Genomic DNA, 15,942 nt, shown 5'->3' with positions numbered 1-15,942 from the left:
CCCCCGCACTGGTCGCCCTGATCGAGGCGAACCCCGCCGATCGCCTCGCTGATCGCTACGGCACCTTCGCCGGCCAGATCCCGGCGGAGCTGCTGCCCAGCCCCGACACTCTCGCGGTGGTCGTGGGCGCAACGCCGGAGTCGGTCGCGATGATGCGCTCGGCGCTGGCGGTGATGCCGTTCGACGGTCAAACCTTCGGCGGCAACGAGAACTATCAGGCCCTCGCCGTGGTCGGCGCCATCGCCCTGCTGATGCCGGCGTTTCTCCTCGTCAGCGTGGCCACCTCGCTCGGTGCCGCCGCGCGCTCCGAACGTAACCAGACCCTGCGCACCATCGGCGCCTCGGGACGATTCCTGGTGCGGACGGCCGCGGTGGAGGCCGGACTCAGCGCAGCGATCGGCGCCATCGCCGGCATCGGTCTGTTCTTCGCCACCCGCCCCCTGCTCACACTGCTGCGCGTGGCCGGAGAACGATTGACGCTCGAGGACCTCACCGTCAGTGTCGGCGCGCTGGCCCTGGTGGCCCTGGTGGTGATCGTCGGGTCGATGATCGCGGCGACCTGGTCGGCGACGCGCTCAGGAGCGCAGGCCACCACCACCCAGGCCGTGTTCGAGCGCGCGCCGCGGGTCTGGCGGGTTATTCCCTTCCTCGCCGGGCTGCTCGCGTTGATCGGGGTGCGCGTCGCGGGCTCCGCTCTCCCGATCCCCACCACGATCTCAGTCATCGCCTGTTTCGCCGTCCTCGCGGTCGGCATCGTCATCGCCGGGCCGTACCTCACCTACCTCACCGGACGCGTGTATGCGGCCACGGCCACGAGTGGTGCCGGCGTGCTCGCATCGCAACGCATCCTGCGCACCCCGGCCGCAGTGTTCCGCTCCGTCGCGGGCCTGGTGGCCGCGACCTTCCTGGTGTCTTTGTTCGCCACCGCGGTCACCGCGCGAGCGGACGCCGACTCCTTCGGCAGCGATGTGCTGCTGCCTCCGGATGCGGTCGCGGTGGAGTTCAATCCGGCAGGCGAGCATCCGGTCGACGAGGCGGTGCTGGCCGACACACTCAGCGCGGCCCGGAACGCTTCCGGTGTGCGCGATGTGATCGTTGCTCACGGGAACGTCGATGGCACCTTCCTCACCTCCGACGAAGCCCAGCGCCTCGGCACTAAGGCCATCCCGGACAGCTCCGTCCTCTCGGTGGTCGGAGGCCTCTTCTCTCTCGCTCCGGAGACGGCCGCGCTCACGAGCACCGACCTCGCCGACGTCACCGGCCTGCCGGTTGCGGCGGTGATCATTCGCACCGACGGCACCGCCGCGGCCATCGAGCGGGCTCGAACGATCCTGCTCGATCTGCCCGATGTGGATCCCGCTGCCGGAGCCTGGACACGCGGCGAGTTCGTCTCGAGCGCCGACACGAATCTCGCCATCCAGTTCGCCGAGATCGGTCGTTTCGCCATCGTGATCGCAACAATGCTCGCGGCATCCGTGCTCGTCATGGCCACCATCGCCGCACTCTACGACCGCCGTCGCACGCTCGCTCTGCTGCGTCTGATCGGGATGCCCACCAGCACGCTGCGTGGGGTGATCACCCGGGAAACTCTCGTGCCTCTGATCGGCGTGACGATCATCTCTGCCGGGGCGGGCTACCTCACGGCGTGGTTGCTGATCACCTCGCTCTCCGCGGATCGCACGGTCGGCTGGCCCGATCCGCTGATGCCGATCGCTCTGATCGCCACCGCCGTGATGGCCGCTGTCGCGATCTGGATCGCCACCGCTGCGGGCCGTCGGCTGCTCCGTCGCGAGCAGGTCCGCTACGAGTGACCCGTGGAAGCTGGAAAGCACACCTCCGATGAGCGTCGGGGGTGCGCTTTTCATCTTCTACCGGAGCGGAACACCGTGCGGCACGCGCCGGGAGTCACGCGAGGATTCCGCCACGCCGGGCGATCTCGCTCTAGCTCGCGCCGATGCCGCCCGCGCCGCACGACGGCGGGCTTCGCTGGTAACGTTCCCTACAGATCGGCGGTACCGTGGGCCGATCTGCAGGCAGGAGTCGGAGGCACGTCATGGGCGAGGGGGCTCACCGTCCGACCATCAAGGAGGTCGCGCAGCGCGCGGGCGTGAGCCCGATGACCGTTTCGCGCACCCTGTCGGGCGGCCTCAACGTCAGACCCGACGTACAGGAGCGCGTGCTCGCTGCCGTCACTGAACTCGGGTATCACCGCAACGAGAACGCCCGCAGCATCCGCCCGGGCCACTCCAGCGGACTCATCGGAGTCGCGATCACGAACATCGCCAACCCGTACTACAGCACCTTCGCTCTGGGGGTCGAGGAGGAGGCGGCGCTGGCGGGTCGGCGCATTCTGCTCGGCAACACCTCCGAAGACGTCGGCCGGGAGGTGGCGCTCGTGAACGATTTCCTCGGCCGCCGCGTCGACGGGCTCATCGTGGTACCCGCCGGGTCGGCATCCGAGCATCTCGCCCACTCCCAGAATCAGGGCGTCCCTGTCGTTCTTGCCTCCCGCCGCATCGATGCGCTCGCCGCGGACAGCGTCGTTCTCACCGATGATGACGGTGCCCACCGCGGCACCATCGCGCTGATCGATCGCGGCCACACGCGCATCGGCTACCTGGGAAACGCCCTCTCGATCTTCACCGGCGAGCGTCGTCACGCCGGGTTCGTGCGCGCGATGGCGGAACGCGGCCTCGGCCCCGATCCGCGCCTCATCGCCACGAACCAGCAGACCGTCGACCAGGCGCGCGAGGCGATGCGCTCGCTCCTGCACGCTAAGAACCCGCCGACCGCGGTGTTCTGCGCCAACAACCGCAATGCCATCGGCGCGGTCAAGGAGATCCACCAGCAGCTGCACACGGGACTGCGCTCGGTCAGCGACTTCCCCGAGATCATGAGCTTCGACGATTTCGAGCTCGCCGAGCTCTCCCCCGTGCCGATCAGCGTCATCGATCACGACCCCCGCGAGCTGGGTCGCACAGCGGCACGTCTGCTGCTCGACCGCCTCGAAGGCGCTCATCGCGATGCCGTGCCGCGTGCGATCGAGCTGCCGGTGTCGCTGCGCGTCGGCGTGCGCTGAGCTTCTCCTCTTCGCAGCCGCACCACACCGACGCGGGTCTTGCGTCCATCATCGGCGAACCGGCCGTGCCCGGCCCGCTCCCTCCGCGGTGTGAGAAGGCACCTCCGCGAACTCGGGTGTTGACATCATCGAACGCGCGTTGATAACGTTACCAACCACGAAGGAGGAAGCAATGGAGCTCTGCATCGACTTCGGCGGAACCGAGATCAAACTCGCCGTCACCGCCGACCACCGCGTGCTCGCGTCACGCACGGCGGGCGTCCGCGGCGGTGCCGAAGATCTCACGACCGCCGCCTCCGAAGCACACGCCCTCCTTGAGCGAATGGGTGCGCGTCCAGATGCCGTCGGCATCGCTGTCCCCGGTGTGGTCGATCCGACGACCGGACGGATGATTCATGCCAACGCGAAGTACGACCACCTGCGCGATTTCGACCTGAGCGCCTGGTCGCGCCGCGAGTTCGGCGTCGAGGCGACCGTCGAGAACGACGCCCGCGCTGCCCTCATCGGTGAGACGACGACGGGAAGTGCCACCGCGCGGGACGCTGTGCTCGTCACGCTCGGCACCGGCATCGGAACCGCCGCCATGATCAACGGCATCGCGCTCCGGGGCCACAGCGGCCACGCCGGAATCCTCGGCGGGCATGTGACGGTGGACCTCGACGGCCCCGTCTGTCCCTGCGGCAACGTCGGCTGCGCCGAGGCGTGCGCCAGCGCGTGGGTGCTGCGCGAGTCGACGGATCTCAGCATGAGCAACCTCTTTGCGACCGCCCCCGATGACATCGAACGCGACGGCATCCGCAACCGATTCCTGCACGTGTGGGGCGCGACGGTCGTGACCCTCGTGCACATGTACGACCCCGCGGTCGTGATCCTGTCGGGCGGCATCCTGCGCGCCGGGGCCGCCGTGCAGGAGCCGATCGAGATGTATGTCCGCTCCCATCTCTGGCCGTCGATCACGGTCCCCCGTTTCATCGTCCCGCCGGAACCAGAGCTCTCGGTCGTCCGCGGCCTGAGCGTGCTGGCACGCTCAGGCGACACCCGCCACACCCAGGAGGAACAGTGACCACCCCGATCAGTGACATGCACGAAGGCCACACCGTGCGCGCTCGCTACGACACCCAGCCGACCGTTCCACTGCCCGCGGGAGAGCACATCCTCCGCGGTGTCGATGCCTGGCAGGTGGCGGCTTCGCGAGCCGAGGATCGCCACGTCGATCCTGTACTGCTCGTCGACACCTACCCCGGCGTGGACCTGCGCGAGCTGACCGCACAGATCTCCGCTGCCCTTCCCGAGTGGACGATCGTCGATGTCGAGACCGCCGCCCGGCCACTCGCCGAGATCGAACAGCTCATCGCACCCAACCTGACCGACGACCGGGTGTTCGGCGTCATGAGCCACTTCGTGCTCACCGACTTCTACGACTCCGCTGGGCTTGAGGAGATGGCCGCCACCACCGGACCCCGCACCGTCGTCGTCGGGTGGGGGGCTGCGCTCCTGCGCGAGCGCCTCGTCGCACAGCCGGTCACGGTGCTGGTCGACATGGCGCGCTGGGAGATCCAGCTCCGCCAGCGCGCCGGGGCCACGAACTGGCGGGCTGACAACGCCGGCGAGGACAATCTCCGCAAGTACAAGCGCGGCTTCTTCGTCGAGTGGCGCGTCGCGGATCGCCACAAGCGCACCCTCTTCGAGACCGTCGACTTCGTGTTCGACGGCAATGCCATCGCACCTGCCGAACCTCACCCGGACGCGCCGGCCGCCGGCATGATCACGGGTGCCGGGTTCCGGGCCGCCCTGCAGAACGCGGCATCCCGCCCGCTGCGCGTCGTGCCGTTCTTCGACCCCGGAGTCTGGGGCGGCCAGTGGATGAAGAACCTCATCGGCCTCGACCCGTCGAAGGCCAACTACGCCTGGTGCTTCGACTGCGTTCCCGAGGAGAACTCTCTGCTGCTGGAGGGCGAGGGCGGAGTGATCGAGATTCCCGCGCTCGACCTCGTCTTCAGCCGCCCGGTCGACCTGCTCGGCGCCAAGACGTTCGCGCGGTTCGGTGCCGAGTTCCCGATCCGCTTCGACTTCCTCGACACGATGGACGGCGGCAACCTCAGCCTGCAGGTGCACCCGCTCACTGACTACATCCAGAACACGTTCGGCATGCACTACACGCAGGACGAGAGCTACTACATGCTGGATGCCGGCGACGATGCGGTGGTCTATCTCGGCACGAAGGAGGGCATCGATCGGGACGAGATGCTACGCGACCTCGCCACCGCGCAGGACGGCGATCACCCGTTCCCGGCCAAGAAGTACGTCAACTCCTTCCCGGCACGCAAGCACGACCATTTCGCCATTCCGGCCGGCACCGTGCACTGCTCGGGTGCGAACTCGATGGTGCTCGAGATCTCGGCCACGCCCTTCATCTTCACGTTCAAGCTCTGGGATTGGGGTCGTGTCGGCCTGGACGGCATCCCCCGCCCGGTCCACCTCGACCACGGCGCGCGCAACATCCAATGGGATCGCGATACGTCTTGGGTGTCCGAGAATCTCGTCGGTCAGGTCGAGACGATCCACACGGACGGCGAGGTAATCGAGGAGAGCACCGGCCTGCATGAGCTGGAGTTCATCGAGACCCGCAGGCACTGGTTCACCGAGGGAGCAAACCATGACACCGACGGCACCGTGAACGTCTTGAATCTGGTCGAGGGAGACGAAGTGCGCGTGGTCAGCCCGACCGGGGCCTTCGAGCCGTTCACGGTGCACTACGCCGAGACCTTCATCGTGCCGGCCGCGGTCGGACCTTACCGAATCGAGCGCACCGAGGGCTCACGCAGCTCCCGGTTCGCCACGGTCAAGGCCTTTGTGCGCGGCTCGCGCACGAGTGACAACTGAACACGTAGTCCACAAACGGGGAGTCTCCACACGGGGTCTCTTGCACCGCACCGATCACCTTGGTACCGTGAACCCACGCATGGTGGTAACGATACCAATTGAACAAGGGAGTTCTGTATGTTTTCGCGACGCAGATTCGCCGCCGCCATGGCCGGCGTGATTATCGGCGGACTGGCACTCGCCGGATGCTCGGGTGACTCCGGCACCGGCACCGGCGAGGTCACCGGCACGCTCAGCTTCTACACCGACAAGGCAGCGTGGAAGCCGGATTTCGAGTCACTCAACAGCGCGAGCGGCGACGCCGTCGATATCACGCTGAAGACCACCGGCTACTCGGACGCCAACCAGTACGACGCCTTCATCAAGCAGTCGTTCCGCACCTCGAAGTCGCCGGGACTGTTCACCTGGCACACCGGCGACTCGCTCACCCAGCTCGTCGATGAGGGACTGGTGGCCGAGACCACCGATATCTGGAAGAAGGCGATCGATGAGGGGTGGGTGAGCGAGGATCTCGCCAAGAGCTACACCTACGACGGCAAGCAGTACTGCGTGCCGATGAACATCGCCTACTGGATCATGTTCTACAACAAGGCGATCTTCGCCGACAACGGCATCGAGGTTCCCACGACGTGGGATGAGCTGAATGCGGCGGCCACGAAGCTGAAGGCCGCGGGCGTCACCCCGTATTACCAGACGAGCGCTCTGTTCACCTTCCAGTGGTTCCAGCACCTGGTGGCATCGACCGACCCCGACCTCTACGCCGGGCTCGCCGACGGTTCGGTGAAGTACACCGATCCCAAGATCGTCGACATCATGAACCTCTGGCTGGACGAGCAGAAGAAGGACTGGTTCAGCGACCCTGGGAGCACGACGGACCCTGCCGTGGCACTCAAGCAGGGCGATTTCGCGATGATCAACTTCGGCACGTTCTTCGCGGGCAACCTCGAAGGCGCGGGAATGACCACCGACGACTACGGCATGTTCGCCATTCCCGCCGTGAACGACAGCCTCAGCACCACCCCGGTGGGCGTCGAGTCGGGCCCGATCTGCGTGGCCGAGAACTCCGCGCAACGCGACCTCGGACTGGCGTACTCAGAGTGGTGGATGTCGGCCGATGCGCAGACCGCGTGGAACAAGGCGCACGGCGATGTCGCCTTCAACCCGAAGGCGACCGTCGCGGACCCCGCGCTGGCCGCCATCGGAGAACAGATCGCCGGCGACGGGTACTCGCTGTACGACCGCTTCTTCGAGGCGATGCCGACGGAGATCGTGACCACCGCTATCGAGCAGTTCGGCGCCTTCAACGCCAACCCCGGCGACCCGCTTCCCTTCCTCGAGAAGATCCAAGCGACCGCTGACAAATACTGGGCCGAGCAGAAGTAGAGCGGCGGATGGCGAACCAGAAGACGCCCTACCAGTGGTCCGCCCGGGGCTTCATCGCCCCGGGCGTGATCCTGGTGGCAGTGCTGCTCTACCTGCCGCTGCTGTGGACCGTGTTCCTCAGCTTCACCCGGTACAACGGTCTCGGCAGCCCGAAATGGATCGGGTTCGACAACTACGTCGAGATGTTCACCGACGCCGACTTCGTCAGCTCCCTCCTCAACACGCTCCTGTGGGTGATCGGCACGCTGATCATCCCGGTCGGCATCGGCCTCGGAATCGCCCTGCTCACGTGGAACCTCGGCGGGGGCATCTGGCTCCGCCTCCCCTTCCTGATCCCCTACGCCCTCTCCGGTATCGGCGTCGGCGTGGTGTGGTCCTTCATCCTGTCCTCTGGCGGGGCTCTCGATCAGGCGCTCGCCGCCTTCGGGATCACTGATCCGCCGCGGTGGCTGCTCGATGCTCCGCTGAACACGGTGGTCATGATCATCGCCTCCGCCTGGCAGGGAGTCGGGGTCAACGCCCTGCTGTTCACCATCGGTCTGCAGGCAGTCCCGAAGGAGCCTCTCGAGGCCGCACGGATCGACGGAGCCAGCGGCGTCCGCCTCTTCAGCAGCATCCTGTGGCCGATGCTGCGCCCCCTCACCGCCGTGGTTGTCGGCCTGTCGATCGTGGCGAGCCTGAAGACCTTCGACATCGTGTGGGGCATGACGAAGGGCGGCCCGGGAACCGTCTCGGAGACCCTGGCTCTGACGATGTACAAGGACACCTTCGTCAACAGCGACTACGGCCTCGGCTCGGCGATCGCGGTGTTCCTCACGGTCATCACGCTTGTCGCGTCCGTCCTCTACCTGCGTCAGCAGCTCTCTCCGAAGAAGGAGATGTGACATGTCGAAGATCATCCGCACCGTCGTCCTGATCGTCCTGGGCATCATCTGGCTGCTGCCCGCCTATCTCCTCGTGGTCAACGCCATGAAGGACCCCATGACCTTTACTTCGAAGACCTCGTGGATCCCCACCGATTTCCATCTGTTCGAGAACTTCGCCGACGCGTTCGCGCTGTCGGGTCTGGGCAACAGCATCCTGAGCACCGTCATCTACTCGGTCGTGTCGCCCACGATCGCCGTGTTGATCGGTGCAGCGGCCGGCTTCGCGATCGTGGCCCTGCGAATCAAGCGCGGGTTCCTCTGGTTCGTCGTGATCTTCGGCGGCACCGTGTTTCCTCTGCAGATGGTGCTGCTGCCCCTGTTCGACGCCTACTCGCGCACCGGCATGTTCGACACGCGTGTGGGCATGGTGATGATCTACACCGTCATCTCGGTTCCGTTCTCGGCGTTCGTGATGCGCAACTTCTTCACGGGGGTCGCGCACAACGTGTTCGAGGCCGCTGTGCTCGACGGCGCGACCACCTGGCGGATCTTCACGCGGCTGTACCTGCCGATGGCGTCGAGCGCGCTGGTCGCGATCTTCATCCTGCAGGCGACGTTCGTGTGGAATGACCTGCTGCTCGGGCTGACGCTCAGCCAGTCCGATGACATCCGACCCATCATCACCACGCTGTCGGGCATGCAGAGCACGTATGGCGGCGCGCAGCTGTCGGTGGTGCTTGCGGCGGCTGTGCTGGTATCCCTGCCCACCGTCGTGCTGTTCCTGTGCACCCAGAGGTTCTTCGCCAAGGGTCTCGCCCTGGGTCAGTACTGATTGTTGAAAGGCCTCATGCTCTCCCTCATCCCCACGGTCCAGGACCTCGCCGCCGACCCGGTCACGCATCACAACGACGACATGATCGCGCCGACGGGGCTCACGAACATGCGGGGAACGGTGCGGGTCGACCACGACCTCACCGCGATCAGCGCCGTGCAGTTTCCGCCGGTGTCGCAAGGACTGACGCAGACAGCGGCGCTGTTCGTCGACGGTCGGCTCTTCACGTCATATGGCGTGCCGGTGACGCACGAATGGCGACCCGACCGCGTGGTGCGGCGGGCGTCAGTGGCGGGCCTCGAGATCGAGACGACCACGGTGTGCGTGCCCGGACGAACGGCCGTTGCCATACTCATCGTGGTGAACAATCCGGGCCCTTCGGATCGGACGGTACGCCTCGGCCTCTCCGCAGCCGCGCGGGTCACGCGATCAGCAGACGCCTGGCTCGACGCCGAATCGCCGTCATCGCGCAACGCGGCGACGGTCGATGGCGAACGTCTGGTGTTCGCCGCGGCGGATGGTGCCGCGTGGAGCGTGCAGGGTCTCATCGGAGGAGCTGCGACGCTGAGCGGCGTGGCGGAGCTCCCCGATCAGTTCGACACCGGCATCGGTGGCAACGGCCGTGGGGGCGAGCTGACCGCCGAGCTCGCGGTGCCGTCGGGCGGCACCGCGAGCACCGGCTACATCCACGCGATCGGCGCGACCGAGCACGCCGCTGCCGACGTCTATGCGGCAGTGGCCGCGGATGTGTTGGCCTCTGTCACCTCCGCCGAGGAGTTCTGGAACCGACAGCTCAGCGCGGCATTCGACCCCGAGGATGCGGAGTTCTCGGGCTCGCTGCCCGTTCTCGAGACGACCTCAGCGCCGCTGCGCCGTCTGTACTGGTGGGCGATGCTGGGCGTCATCTGGTTCCGCCGGGACTTCGAGGGCAACGTTCTCGGTCGCTCGTACGACACCCTCATGCCGAACTACTGGGGCACGACCACCTTCATCTGGGACTACAGCCTCAGCTCGGTCAGCCACGCCCTGCTCGATCCCGCCGAGATGCGGCGGCAGGTGCGGCACTGGATCTCACTCGACATCCACTCGCACTTCGGGACATCGTCGCTCACCGGTGGTCCGGTCGGGCGCTGGTATTCGGTGAACGACTATGCGATGACGCGGTTGGTGCACGACTACGTGCGTTTCACGGGCGACACTGGGTTCCTCACCGAGCTGGTGGGCGACGACAGCATCGCGCAGTCGGTGCGGCAGTGGGCGACAGCGTGGACCACGCTGCGAGGGGGTTCGGCGCTGGCTGATTACGGCGAGATCGACAATCTGCTCGAGTGCGTCAGCTCCTACACTCATGAGGTCGCGAGCCTCAACGCGGCGAACGTGTGGAGCATGCGCGCGGCCGCAGACTTGCTCGACCTGCATGGCGACACCACCGCGAGCGCGGAGCTGCGTGCCCAGGCCGACGCACTCGTGCCGGAGGTCACGGGCCGCTACGTCCCCGGCACAGGCGTCTTCGCCGCCGGACAGCCCGACGGCACACTGCTGCCGGTACGCCACTGCTACGACTTCAGCATTGTCGGCACCACGATCGCCGCCGACCTCGCTCCCGACGTGCGTGCCGAGATGGTGGATTTCTTCCGTCGAGAACTGCAGACGGACAACTGGATGCGGGCGCTGTCGCCCTGGGATCCGGACGCGAGCTACAGCGTGCGCCCCGACCACCAGTGGAACGGCGCATACGCGGCGTGGCCCGCGGATGCGGGTCGTGCGCTGGCCGCGCTGGGTGCTCCGGAAGTCCTGACCGACTGGATCGAGGGCCTGTCACGTACGGCCAACCAGGGGCCGATGGGACAGGCGCATTTCGTGGACGAAGCCGTCCCGAGCGTCAATGGCGGTGCCCGCAAGGCCCCACCGCAGCTGCCGTACATCATCGACTGGGCCTGCTCGTCGTCTGGCGCGTGGATCGAGCTGGTGTTGGAGGGGCTGTTCGGCGTCTCGGTGACCGTCAACGGCGAGGTGCGTGCTGCGGGATGCGTCAGCGCTCTCGATCCGCACGCGGTGCTTCGCGGGCTTCGCGTTCACGACCGCGTTTACGACGTGCATGCCGGTGGCCGGGTCGAGCGGGCGTCCCAGACGCGGTGAGATTCGCGACAAGACAACGGACAAGGACCACGAAGGAGTGATCGCATGAGAATCCGCACGATCGCGGCCACAGTCGCCGCCGCCGCACTCTGCGCGGGAACTGCGGTGGTAATCCCCGCCGCCGCCGCGCCCCCGTCCGGAGCGGGCAGCCCAAGGACGTGTCACCTCGTCGACCGGACGCTGTCGGCCACCGCATCCGTCAACCAGACGCTGACCTCGCAGTTCACGACCTACGGAGACACCGGCGGCGCGTGGACAGGCGGCGACAGCACTTTCTCTCTGCCTCTCGGCAAGGGCGCGACCGGGTGGTTCTTCTCGGACTCGTTCCTCGGAACCGTGAACGCCGACGGCTCCCGCCCGCAGGACTCCCCCTTCATCAACAACTCGGTGGTGGTGCAGAACCGTCACGGCGGGTTCACGACGATCACCGGAGGAACGGCCGACGAACCGGCCGGCATCATCCCGCCCGAAGCTGATGGGCGCTGGTACTGGATCGGCGACCCGACTCCCGGCCCCGGTGACACCGTGCAGGTGCCGTTGCTGCAGTTCGCCCGCACCGGAACCGGCCAGTGGGATTTCGCCTGGACCGCGAACCGACTCGCCACTCTCAACGGCGACACTCTCCAACTCGAGTCGATCATCGACCGGCCGTCGACCACCGGCATCAACTGGGGCTCGTGGACGCTCGAAGAGGGCGATACCACCTACATCTACGGAATCGCCGATCTCGGCGGCGTGCGCTCCGCGTACGTGGCCCGGGCGCACGGCGACGGCATCGGCGGCGAGTGGACGTACTGGGACGGAACCGGCTGGTCGGCGCAGGAGGCGGACGCCGTCCCCGTGGTGCCGTATGTCGCCAACGAGTTCAGCGTCGCGTCGTATCGTGACGGGTACCTGCTCGTGACGCAGGACACGTCCGAGCTGTTCAGCACGCGCATCGTCGCGCGCACATCGTGCTCGCCGATCGGCCCGTTCACGGATCCGGTCGAGCTGTATCGGACCCCGGAGACGGGGCTGCTCGGCAGCTACGGGGACGCCGATGTCTTTACGTACAACGCGCACGAGCATCCGAACCTCCGCACCGGCAACCGCATCCTCGTGTCATACAACGTCAACACCTTCGACAATGTGGGCGATGTCTTCGACGACGCGTCGATCTACCGCCCTCGGTTCATCGACGTACAGCTCCGGGTGACGGGATGACGCGCGACGTTGCCCGCCTGATCGGCTCCCCTCAGCCGCTCACCTGGGTGTTCACCGGCGATTCGATCACGCACGGCCTCATCCATACCCGAGGTGCGCGGAACTATGTCGATCACCTGCACGAGCTGATTCGGGGCGACCTCGGTCGTGTACAGGACATCGTCATCAACACCGCGATCACCGGGTGGCGCGCCGATCTGGTGCTCGGCGATTTCGACCGTCGCGTAGCGAACTGGCGGCCCGATGTCGTCACGCTGATGATCGGCACCAACGACTGCACGACGGAGTGGTTGGACACCGTGATCGATCCCTCGACCTTCGAGGCGTCTATCGCCGCGTTCGTGCGGAGCGTGCGAGCGATCGATGCTGTCCCGGTGCTGCAGACGCCGCCGACCATCGACCTTCTGCGCGCGCCGGATCGGGAGCGGATCGGCGAGTTCGCGCAGCGCATCCGCGACGTCGCGGCTCGGGAAGACGTGGTGCTCGTCGACCAGCACGCGCGATTCACGGAGTTCTCGGCGGGCACGGGCCCGGGCAATGAGGGAATGCCTTGGGGGCTGCTCGACGACGCCTTCCATCCGAACGCCGCCGGCCACGCGCTGCTCGCGCTGGAGCTCGCGCGGGGCCTCCGACTCGACGCGGTCGTGCCGCGCTCGCCTGTGCTCTTCGACCTCGCCGCCCGCGTAACGCTCGCCGAGCATCCGCAGTGGCCACCGGCATGACGTAGGTGCGATGTTGGCACCATCCCGCACACTGCTCATGGGCAGGCAGGAGCATGTCGCTGACGCTGAGAGGCAAGTAACCGCGGCTCACCCCGTCGGAACGGCAGAGCTCCGTAGTCGTGAATCGCTGTCCGGGATCTCAGCCGTCGCTGGTTCAACGTCTTGATTCGTGGCCTCAGTTAAGACAGCATCCCTTCAATGACACCGCGGGCCACGCCTCTGCTGACACCCTCCACGATCTCGACGACGAGACCAGACACGGCCGAGGGTTTGCGCGGCTTCGATGCAGCTGCACCGGACGATGATGGAGTCACGGTAACGGCCTGCGCTGTCCGCGCCACTCCTCGTCGCGGTTGCAACTGATCCTCCGCTCTCCGGAGCCAATCGCGGGCGTCCTTCGTCTCGTCCGTGTCTGTGCCCGACGCTTCCAGCCGTCGGCCGTAAAGCTCCTGCGCCAGCGGCAACATCTCGGCGTAGCGTCGGAGGCGGTCGAGGTTGTAGATGCACAGGTGGAGTGCGCTGAGCGTGCCCAGTGCACTCGGGCCCAGGTGTGTGTCCCGCTCCAGATACGCTTGACCTGCGACGCGGAGCGACTCCGCGAAGCGAGCGTCTCGGAACAGTGCCCAGGCGAGCCCAACCCGCACGGTCGCGATGTATACCGCATCTGCTGCCGCAGTCTCGAGCTTCTCGATCTCGCGCGCGCGGATCTGCGCGGCCTCATCGAACCGCCCGAGCTCGAACAAGGAGCGCGCCTGAAAGTTGAGCGCCGATGCTTGCTGCCGCGCCGTGAGAGCGTCGCTGGTGAGCAGCCGACGGCAGAGGTCAACCACGTCGAGATGATCTGAACGTGAGAGAGCATCTCTGATGGGGTCGAATGCGGATGACACTTTGGCTTCCGTTCTCTTGCTGCGACATTCTGCATCCGCAGCATGTCGCCGTCGTCATCGTGGAGCCAGGATGGTGAGTGGACGATTCGCTGATGTTCCTCGCTGGCGCTCCGTGCGTTGGCGCCGACTCCGCTTGGAGAGGACCCGGAGTGGCTCGTCGTTCGCGTTGGCGCAAACAGCGAGCCACCACCGGGGTCCGACCGGCGAGCACGCACGAGGTCCGACTGTTCGCTCGGTCAGCGTGCGTGGTCGTCGTGACGCACGCATCGGGCCCGTAGCTCTCGCGACTCAGCTCAGCTCAGCTGGCGCAACCGGCTCACGCCGATCGCGGCCCCTCCACACATCATCAGCAGCAGCGCGCCACCGATCAGCGCCGCGAGCGGAAGTTCGGCGCCGGTTGCAGCCAGCTCTTCGCCGTCGCTGCTCGGTGTGCCAGTTGACCCATCGTCTCCTCTGCCAGGACCTCCATTGCCCGAGCCATCGCTGCTGGTGCCGTCTCCGCCGTTGTCGCCGTCACCGTCTCCTCCGTCAGGCGCGACGTACTCGAACGTCCATCGTTGCGTAGCGCCCTCAGGGAAGTCGTAGCCTTCTTCTGGAACCGCAGTGATGGTCGTGTCCTCGGTGATCTCGATCACTCCAGGCTCGAGAGGGTTGCCGTCCCCACCCTGGTAAGCGACGCCCGGGGTGTCCGGGATGGTGATCACATTGCGGTCCTGAGTCGGCGCGGCCGGGGTCACTGGAACGGGTTGCGGATCCACCTCGTCCGGCGTGTACGAGAACGTCCACTCAGTATCCGCCCCGTCGGGGAATACGTACCCGTCCGCAGTCACCGCCACGACGGTGGTGTCCTCCTTAATCGTGTGCTCGCCCGGCTCAAGCGGGTTGCCGCCCGCGTTGCCGTTGCGGTACTCGACGCCGTCGACGTCGGGGATCGTGAGGACGTTGCCGTTCTGGGTGGGCACCGCCGGCGTGACTTCGGTCAGCATGTAGTCGTACGCCCAGGAGGTCGTGACGCCTTGCTTGAAGCCGAAATCGAGCACACTCCGCGTGTCAGCGAGCGCCCAGACTCTCAGTCCGCCCTGCGGGATCTCGACCGACGCAGTGGGGTCGATCTTGAAGTCGACCAGCTCTCCGTCGCTTCCGACCACCCAGCATCCGACGAACGCCCCTCCGTCGACGAAGCACTCCACCGGGTCGCCATTCACCTCGCGCGGTGCCGCCACGTACGTGATTCCGGCGTGATCCACTACCGAGATCGAGTTACCAGCTCGCATCGGCTCGGACGGCAGGTCCCGACACTGCGTGTAGTCGACCCCACTCCAGGAGCGTCCGTCGGCGTCCACCCAGACCCTGAGTCCGCGCTCATCCACCGGCAGCTCAACCGTCTCCCAGGTGCCAGGGAGAACTTCGACCTCCGTCGTCCCGATCACATCCGCGGGATCGATGTTGGACGTTCCCGGAAGCATCTGCGCGTCCAGGCCACCGTATGTAACAGTGAAGGTCGTTCCATTTCCCCATTCGTCTGACAGCGCGATTGTGAACTCTGCTATGCCGATGCCGTCGACATCGCACACGGTGCTGGTCGGCAGTTCCAGATAGCTGTCACTGAACTCGAAGGGATCGAATGGGAGCCACGGCGGTGTCCCCGGCTCGGCAGCCGAGGCACCGGCGACCCCGGCAGAGATGAGCATCGCAGCCCCGACAAGGGTGCCGAACGTGGCACGTAGAGGATTCTTCACGGAAGGTTCCGATCTAGCTGAGGTGAGGATGGGAGCCTGAATGAGGGCCGGCGGACATGCGCCCGACACTGCTGTGGCACGTCCGAAGCTAGCGAGAAGTGGCCCGTGTTCGAGACGGATTCGGCACCCGAACGGAATCTCCGAACAATGAGCCCAACCCCTGTTCCACGGCGATGGCCGAGCTCGCGCCGCGATGATGTCACCAGCCG

General features: G+C 66.5%; 12 protein-coding genes. 10 read left to right on the top strand and 2 right to left on the bottom strand.

What is annotated here, in order from left to right; genetic code table 11:
• From ACI3KU_RS14615 to ACI3KU_RS14570, 10 genes are all read left to right on the top strand, one after another.
• Positions 1-1,811, top strand: a 1,811-nt coding sequence (locus ACI3KU_RS14615) for an FtsX-like permease family protein (protein WP_404923035.1), incomplete at its 5' end; no start/stop codon positions are given.
• 242 nt (positions 1,812-2,053) lie between these two features.
• Positions 2,054-3,079, top strand: a complete 1,026-nt coding sequence (locus ACI3KU_RS14610) for a LacI family DNA-binding transcriptional regulator (protein ID WP_404923034.1) — start codon at positions 2,054-2,056, stop codon at positions 3,077-3,079.
• 172 nt (positions 3,080-3,251) lie between these two features.
• Positions 3,252-4,142 (top strand): ROK family protein, encoded by an 891-nt coding sequence (locus ACI3KU_RS14605; RefSeq protein ID WP_404923033.1) that lies wholly within the window; start codon positions 3,252-3,254, stop codon positions 4,140-4,142.
• Entirely contained in the window at positions 4,139-5,962 is a 1,824-nt protein-coding gene (locus ACI3KU_RS14600) for a class I mannose-6-phosphate isomerase (protein ID WP_404923032.1), read from the top strand. Before ACI3KU_RS14605 ends, ACI3KU_RS14600 begins: the two co-directional genes overlap by 4 nt.
• A gap of 147 nt (positions 5,963-6,109) precedes the next feature.
• Positions 6,110-7,345, top strand: a complete 1,236-nt coding sequence (locus tag ACI3KU_RS14595) for an ABC transporter substrate-binding protein (RefSeq protein ID WP_404923031.1) — start codon at positions 6,110-6,112, stop codon at positions 7,343-7,345.
• 8 nt (positions 7,346-7,353) lie between these two features.
• Positions 7,354-8,229: a carbohydrate ABC transporter permease gene (locus ACI3KU_RS14590; RefSeq protein ID WP_404923030.1), complete on the top strand. Its 876-nt coding sequence runs from the start codon at positions 7,354-7,356 to the stop codon at positions 8,227-8,229.
• A gap of 1 nt (position 8,230) precedes the next feature.
• Positions 8,231-9,043 carry a carbohydrate ABC transporter permease gene (locus ACI3KU_RS14585; RefSeq protein WP_404923029.1) on the top strand — a complete coding sequence of 271 codons (813 nt, stop codon included), beginning with the start codon at positions 8,231-8,233 and terminating at the stop codon, positions 9,041-9,043.
• A gap of 15 nt (positions 9,044-9,058) precedes the next feature.
• Positions 9,059-11,182 carry a hypothetical protein gene (locus ACI3KU_RS14580; protein WP_404923028.1) on the top strand — a complete coding sequence of 708 codons (2,124 nt, stop codon included), beginning with the start codon at positions 9,059-9,061 and terminating at the stop codon, positions 11,180-11,182.
• Between the two features lie 45 nt (positions 11,183-11,227).
• Positions 11,228-12,385 carry a DUF4185 domain-containing protein gene (locus ACI3KU_RS14575; protein WP_404923027.1) on the top strand — a complete coding sequence of 386 codons (1,158 nt, stop codon included), beginning with the start codon at positions 11,228-11,230 and terminating at the stop codon, positions 12,383-12,385.
• Complete coding sequence (locus tag ACI3KU_RS14570) at positions 12,382-13,107, top strand: SGNH/GDSL hydrolase family protein (protein WP_404923026.1); 726 nt, start codon at positions 12,382-12,384, stop codon at positions 13,105-13,107. Before ACI3KU_RS14575 ends, ACI3KU_RS14570 begins: the two co-directional genes overlap by 4 nt.
• Positions 13,108-13,286: 179 nt before the next feature.
• Here the strand turns inward: ACI3KU_RS14570 and ACI3KU_RS14565 are convergent, their stop codons facing one another.
• Positions 13,287-13,937, bottom strand: a complete 651-nt coding sequence (locus ACI3KU_RS14565) for a hypothetical protein (protein WP_404923025.1) — start codon at positions 13,935-13,937, stop codon at positions 13,287-13,289.
• 350 nt (positions 13,938-14,287) lie between these two features.
• Complete coding sequence (locus tag ACI3KU_RS14560; RefSeq protein WP_404923024.1) at positions 14,288-15,733, bottom strand: hypothetical protein; 1,446 nt, start codon at positions 15,731-15,733, stop codon at positions 14,288-14,290.
• Between the last annotated feature and the right edge of the window lie 209 nt (positions 15,734-15,942).

It is taken from the genome of Microbacterium sp. ZW T5_56, assembly GCF_044987425.1.
In the GTDB taxonomy this organism is placed as follows: domain Bacteria; phylum Actinomycetota; class Actinomycetes; order Actinomycetales; family Microbacteriaceae; genus Microbacterium.
Note: the sequence above shows the minus strand (reverse complement) of the source record. Positions and strands in the feature narration are given on the sequence as shown.

Coding starts and splice junctions, on each gene's coding strand:
- ACI3KU_RS14610 (WP_404923034.1), top strand. CDS start 2,054: ATGGGCGAGGGGGCTCACCGTCCGACCATCAAGGAGGTCGCGCAGCGC.
- ACI3KU_RS14605 (WP_404923033.1), top strand. CDS start 3,252: ATGGAGCTCTGCATCGACTTCGGCGGAACCGAGATCAAACTCGCCGTC.
- ACI3KU_RS14595 (WP_404923031.1), top strand. CDS start 6,110: ATGGCCGGCGTGATTATCGGCGGACTGGCACTCGCCGGATGCTCGGGT.
- ACI3KU_RS14590 (WP_404923030.1), top strand. CDS start 7,354: ATGGCGAACCAGAAGACGCCCTACCAGTGGTCCGCCCGGGGCTTCATC.
- ACI3KU_RS14585 (WP_404923029.1), top strand. CDS start 8,231: ATGTCGAAGATCATCCGCACCGTCGTCCTGATCGTCCTGGGCATCATC.
- ACI3KU_RS14580 (WP_404923028.1), top strand. CDS start 9,059: ATGCTCTCCCTCATCCCCACGGTCCAGGACCTCGCCGCCGACCCGGTC.
- ACI3KU_RS14575 (WP_404923027.1), top strand. CDS start 11,228: ATGAGAATCCGCACGATCGCGGCCACAGTCGCCGCCGCCGCACTCTGC.
- ACI3KU_RS14570 (WP_404923026.1), top strand. CDS start 12,382: ATGACGCGCGACGTTGCCCGCCTGATCGGCTCCCCTCAGCCGCTCACC.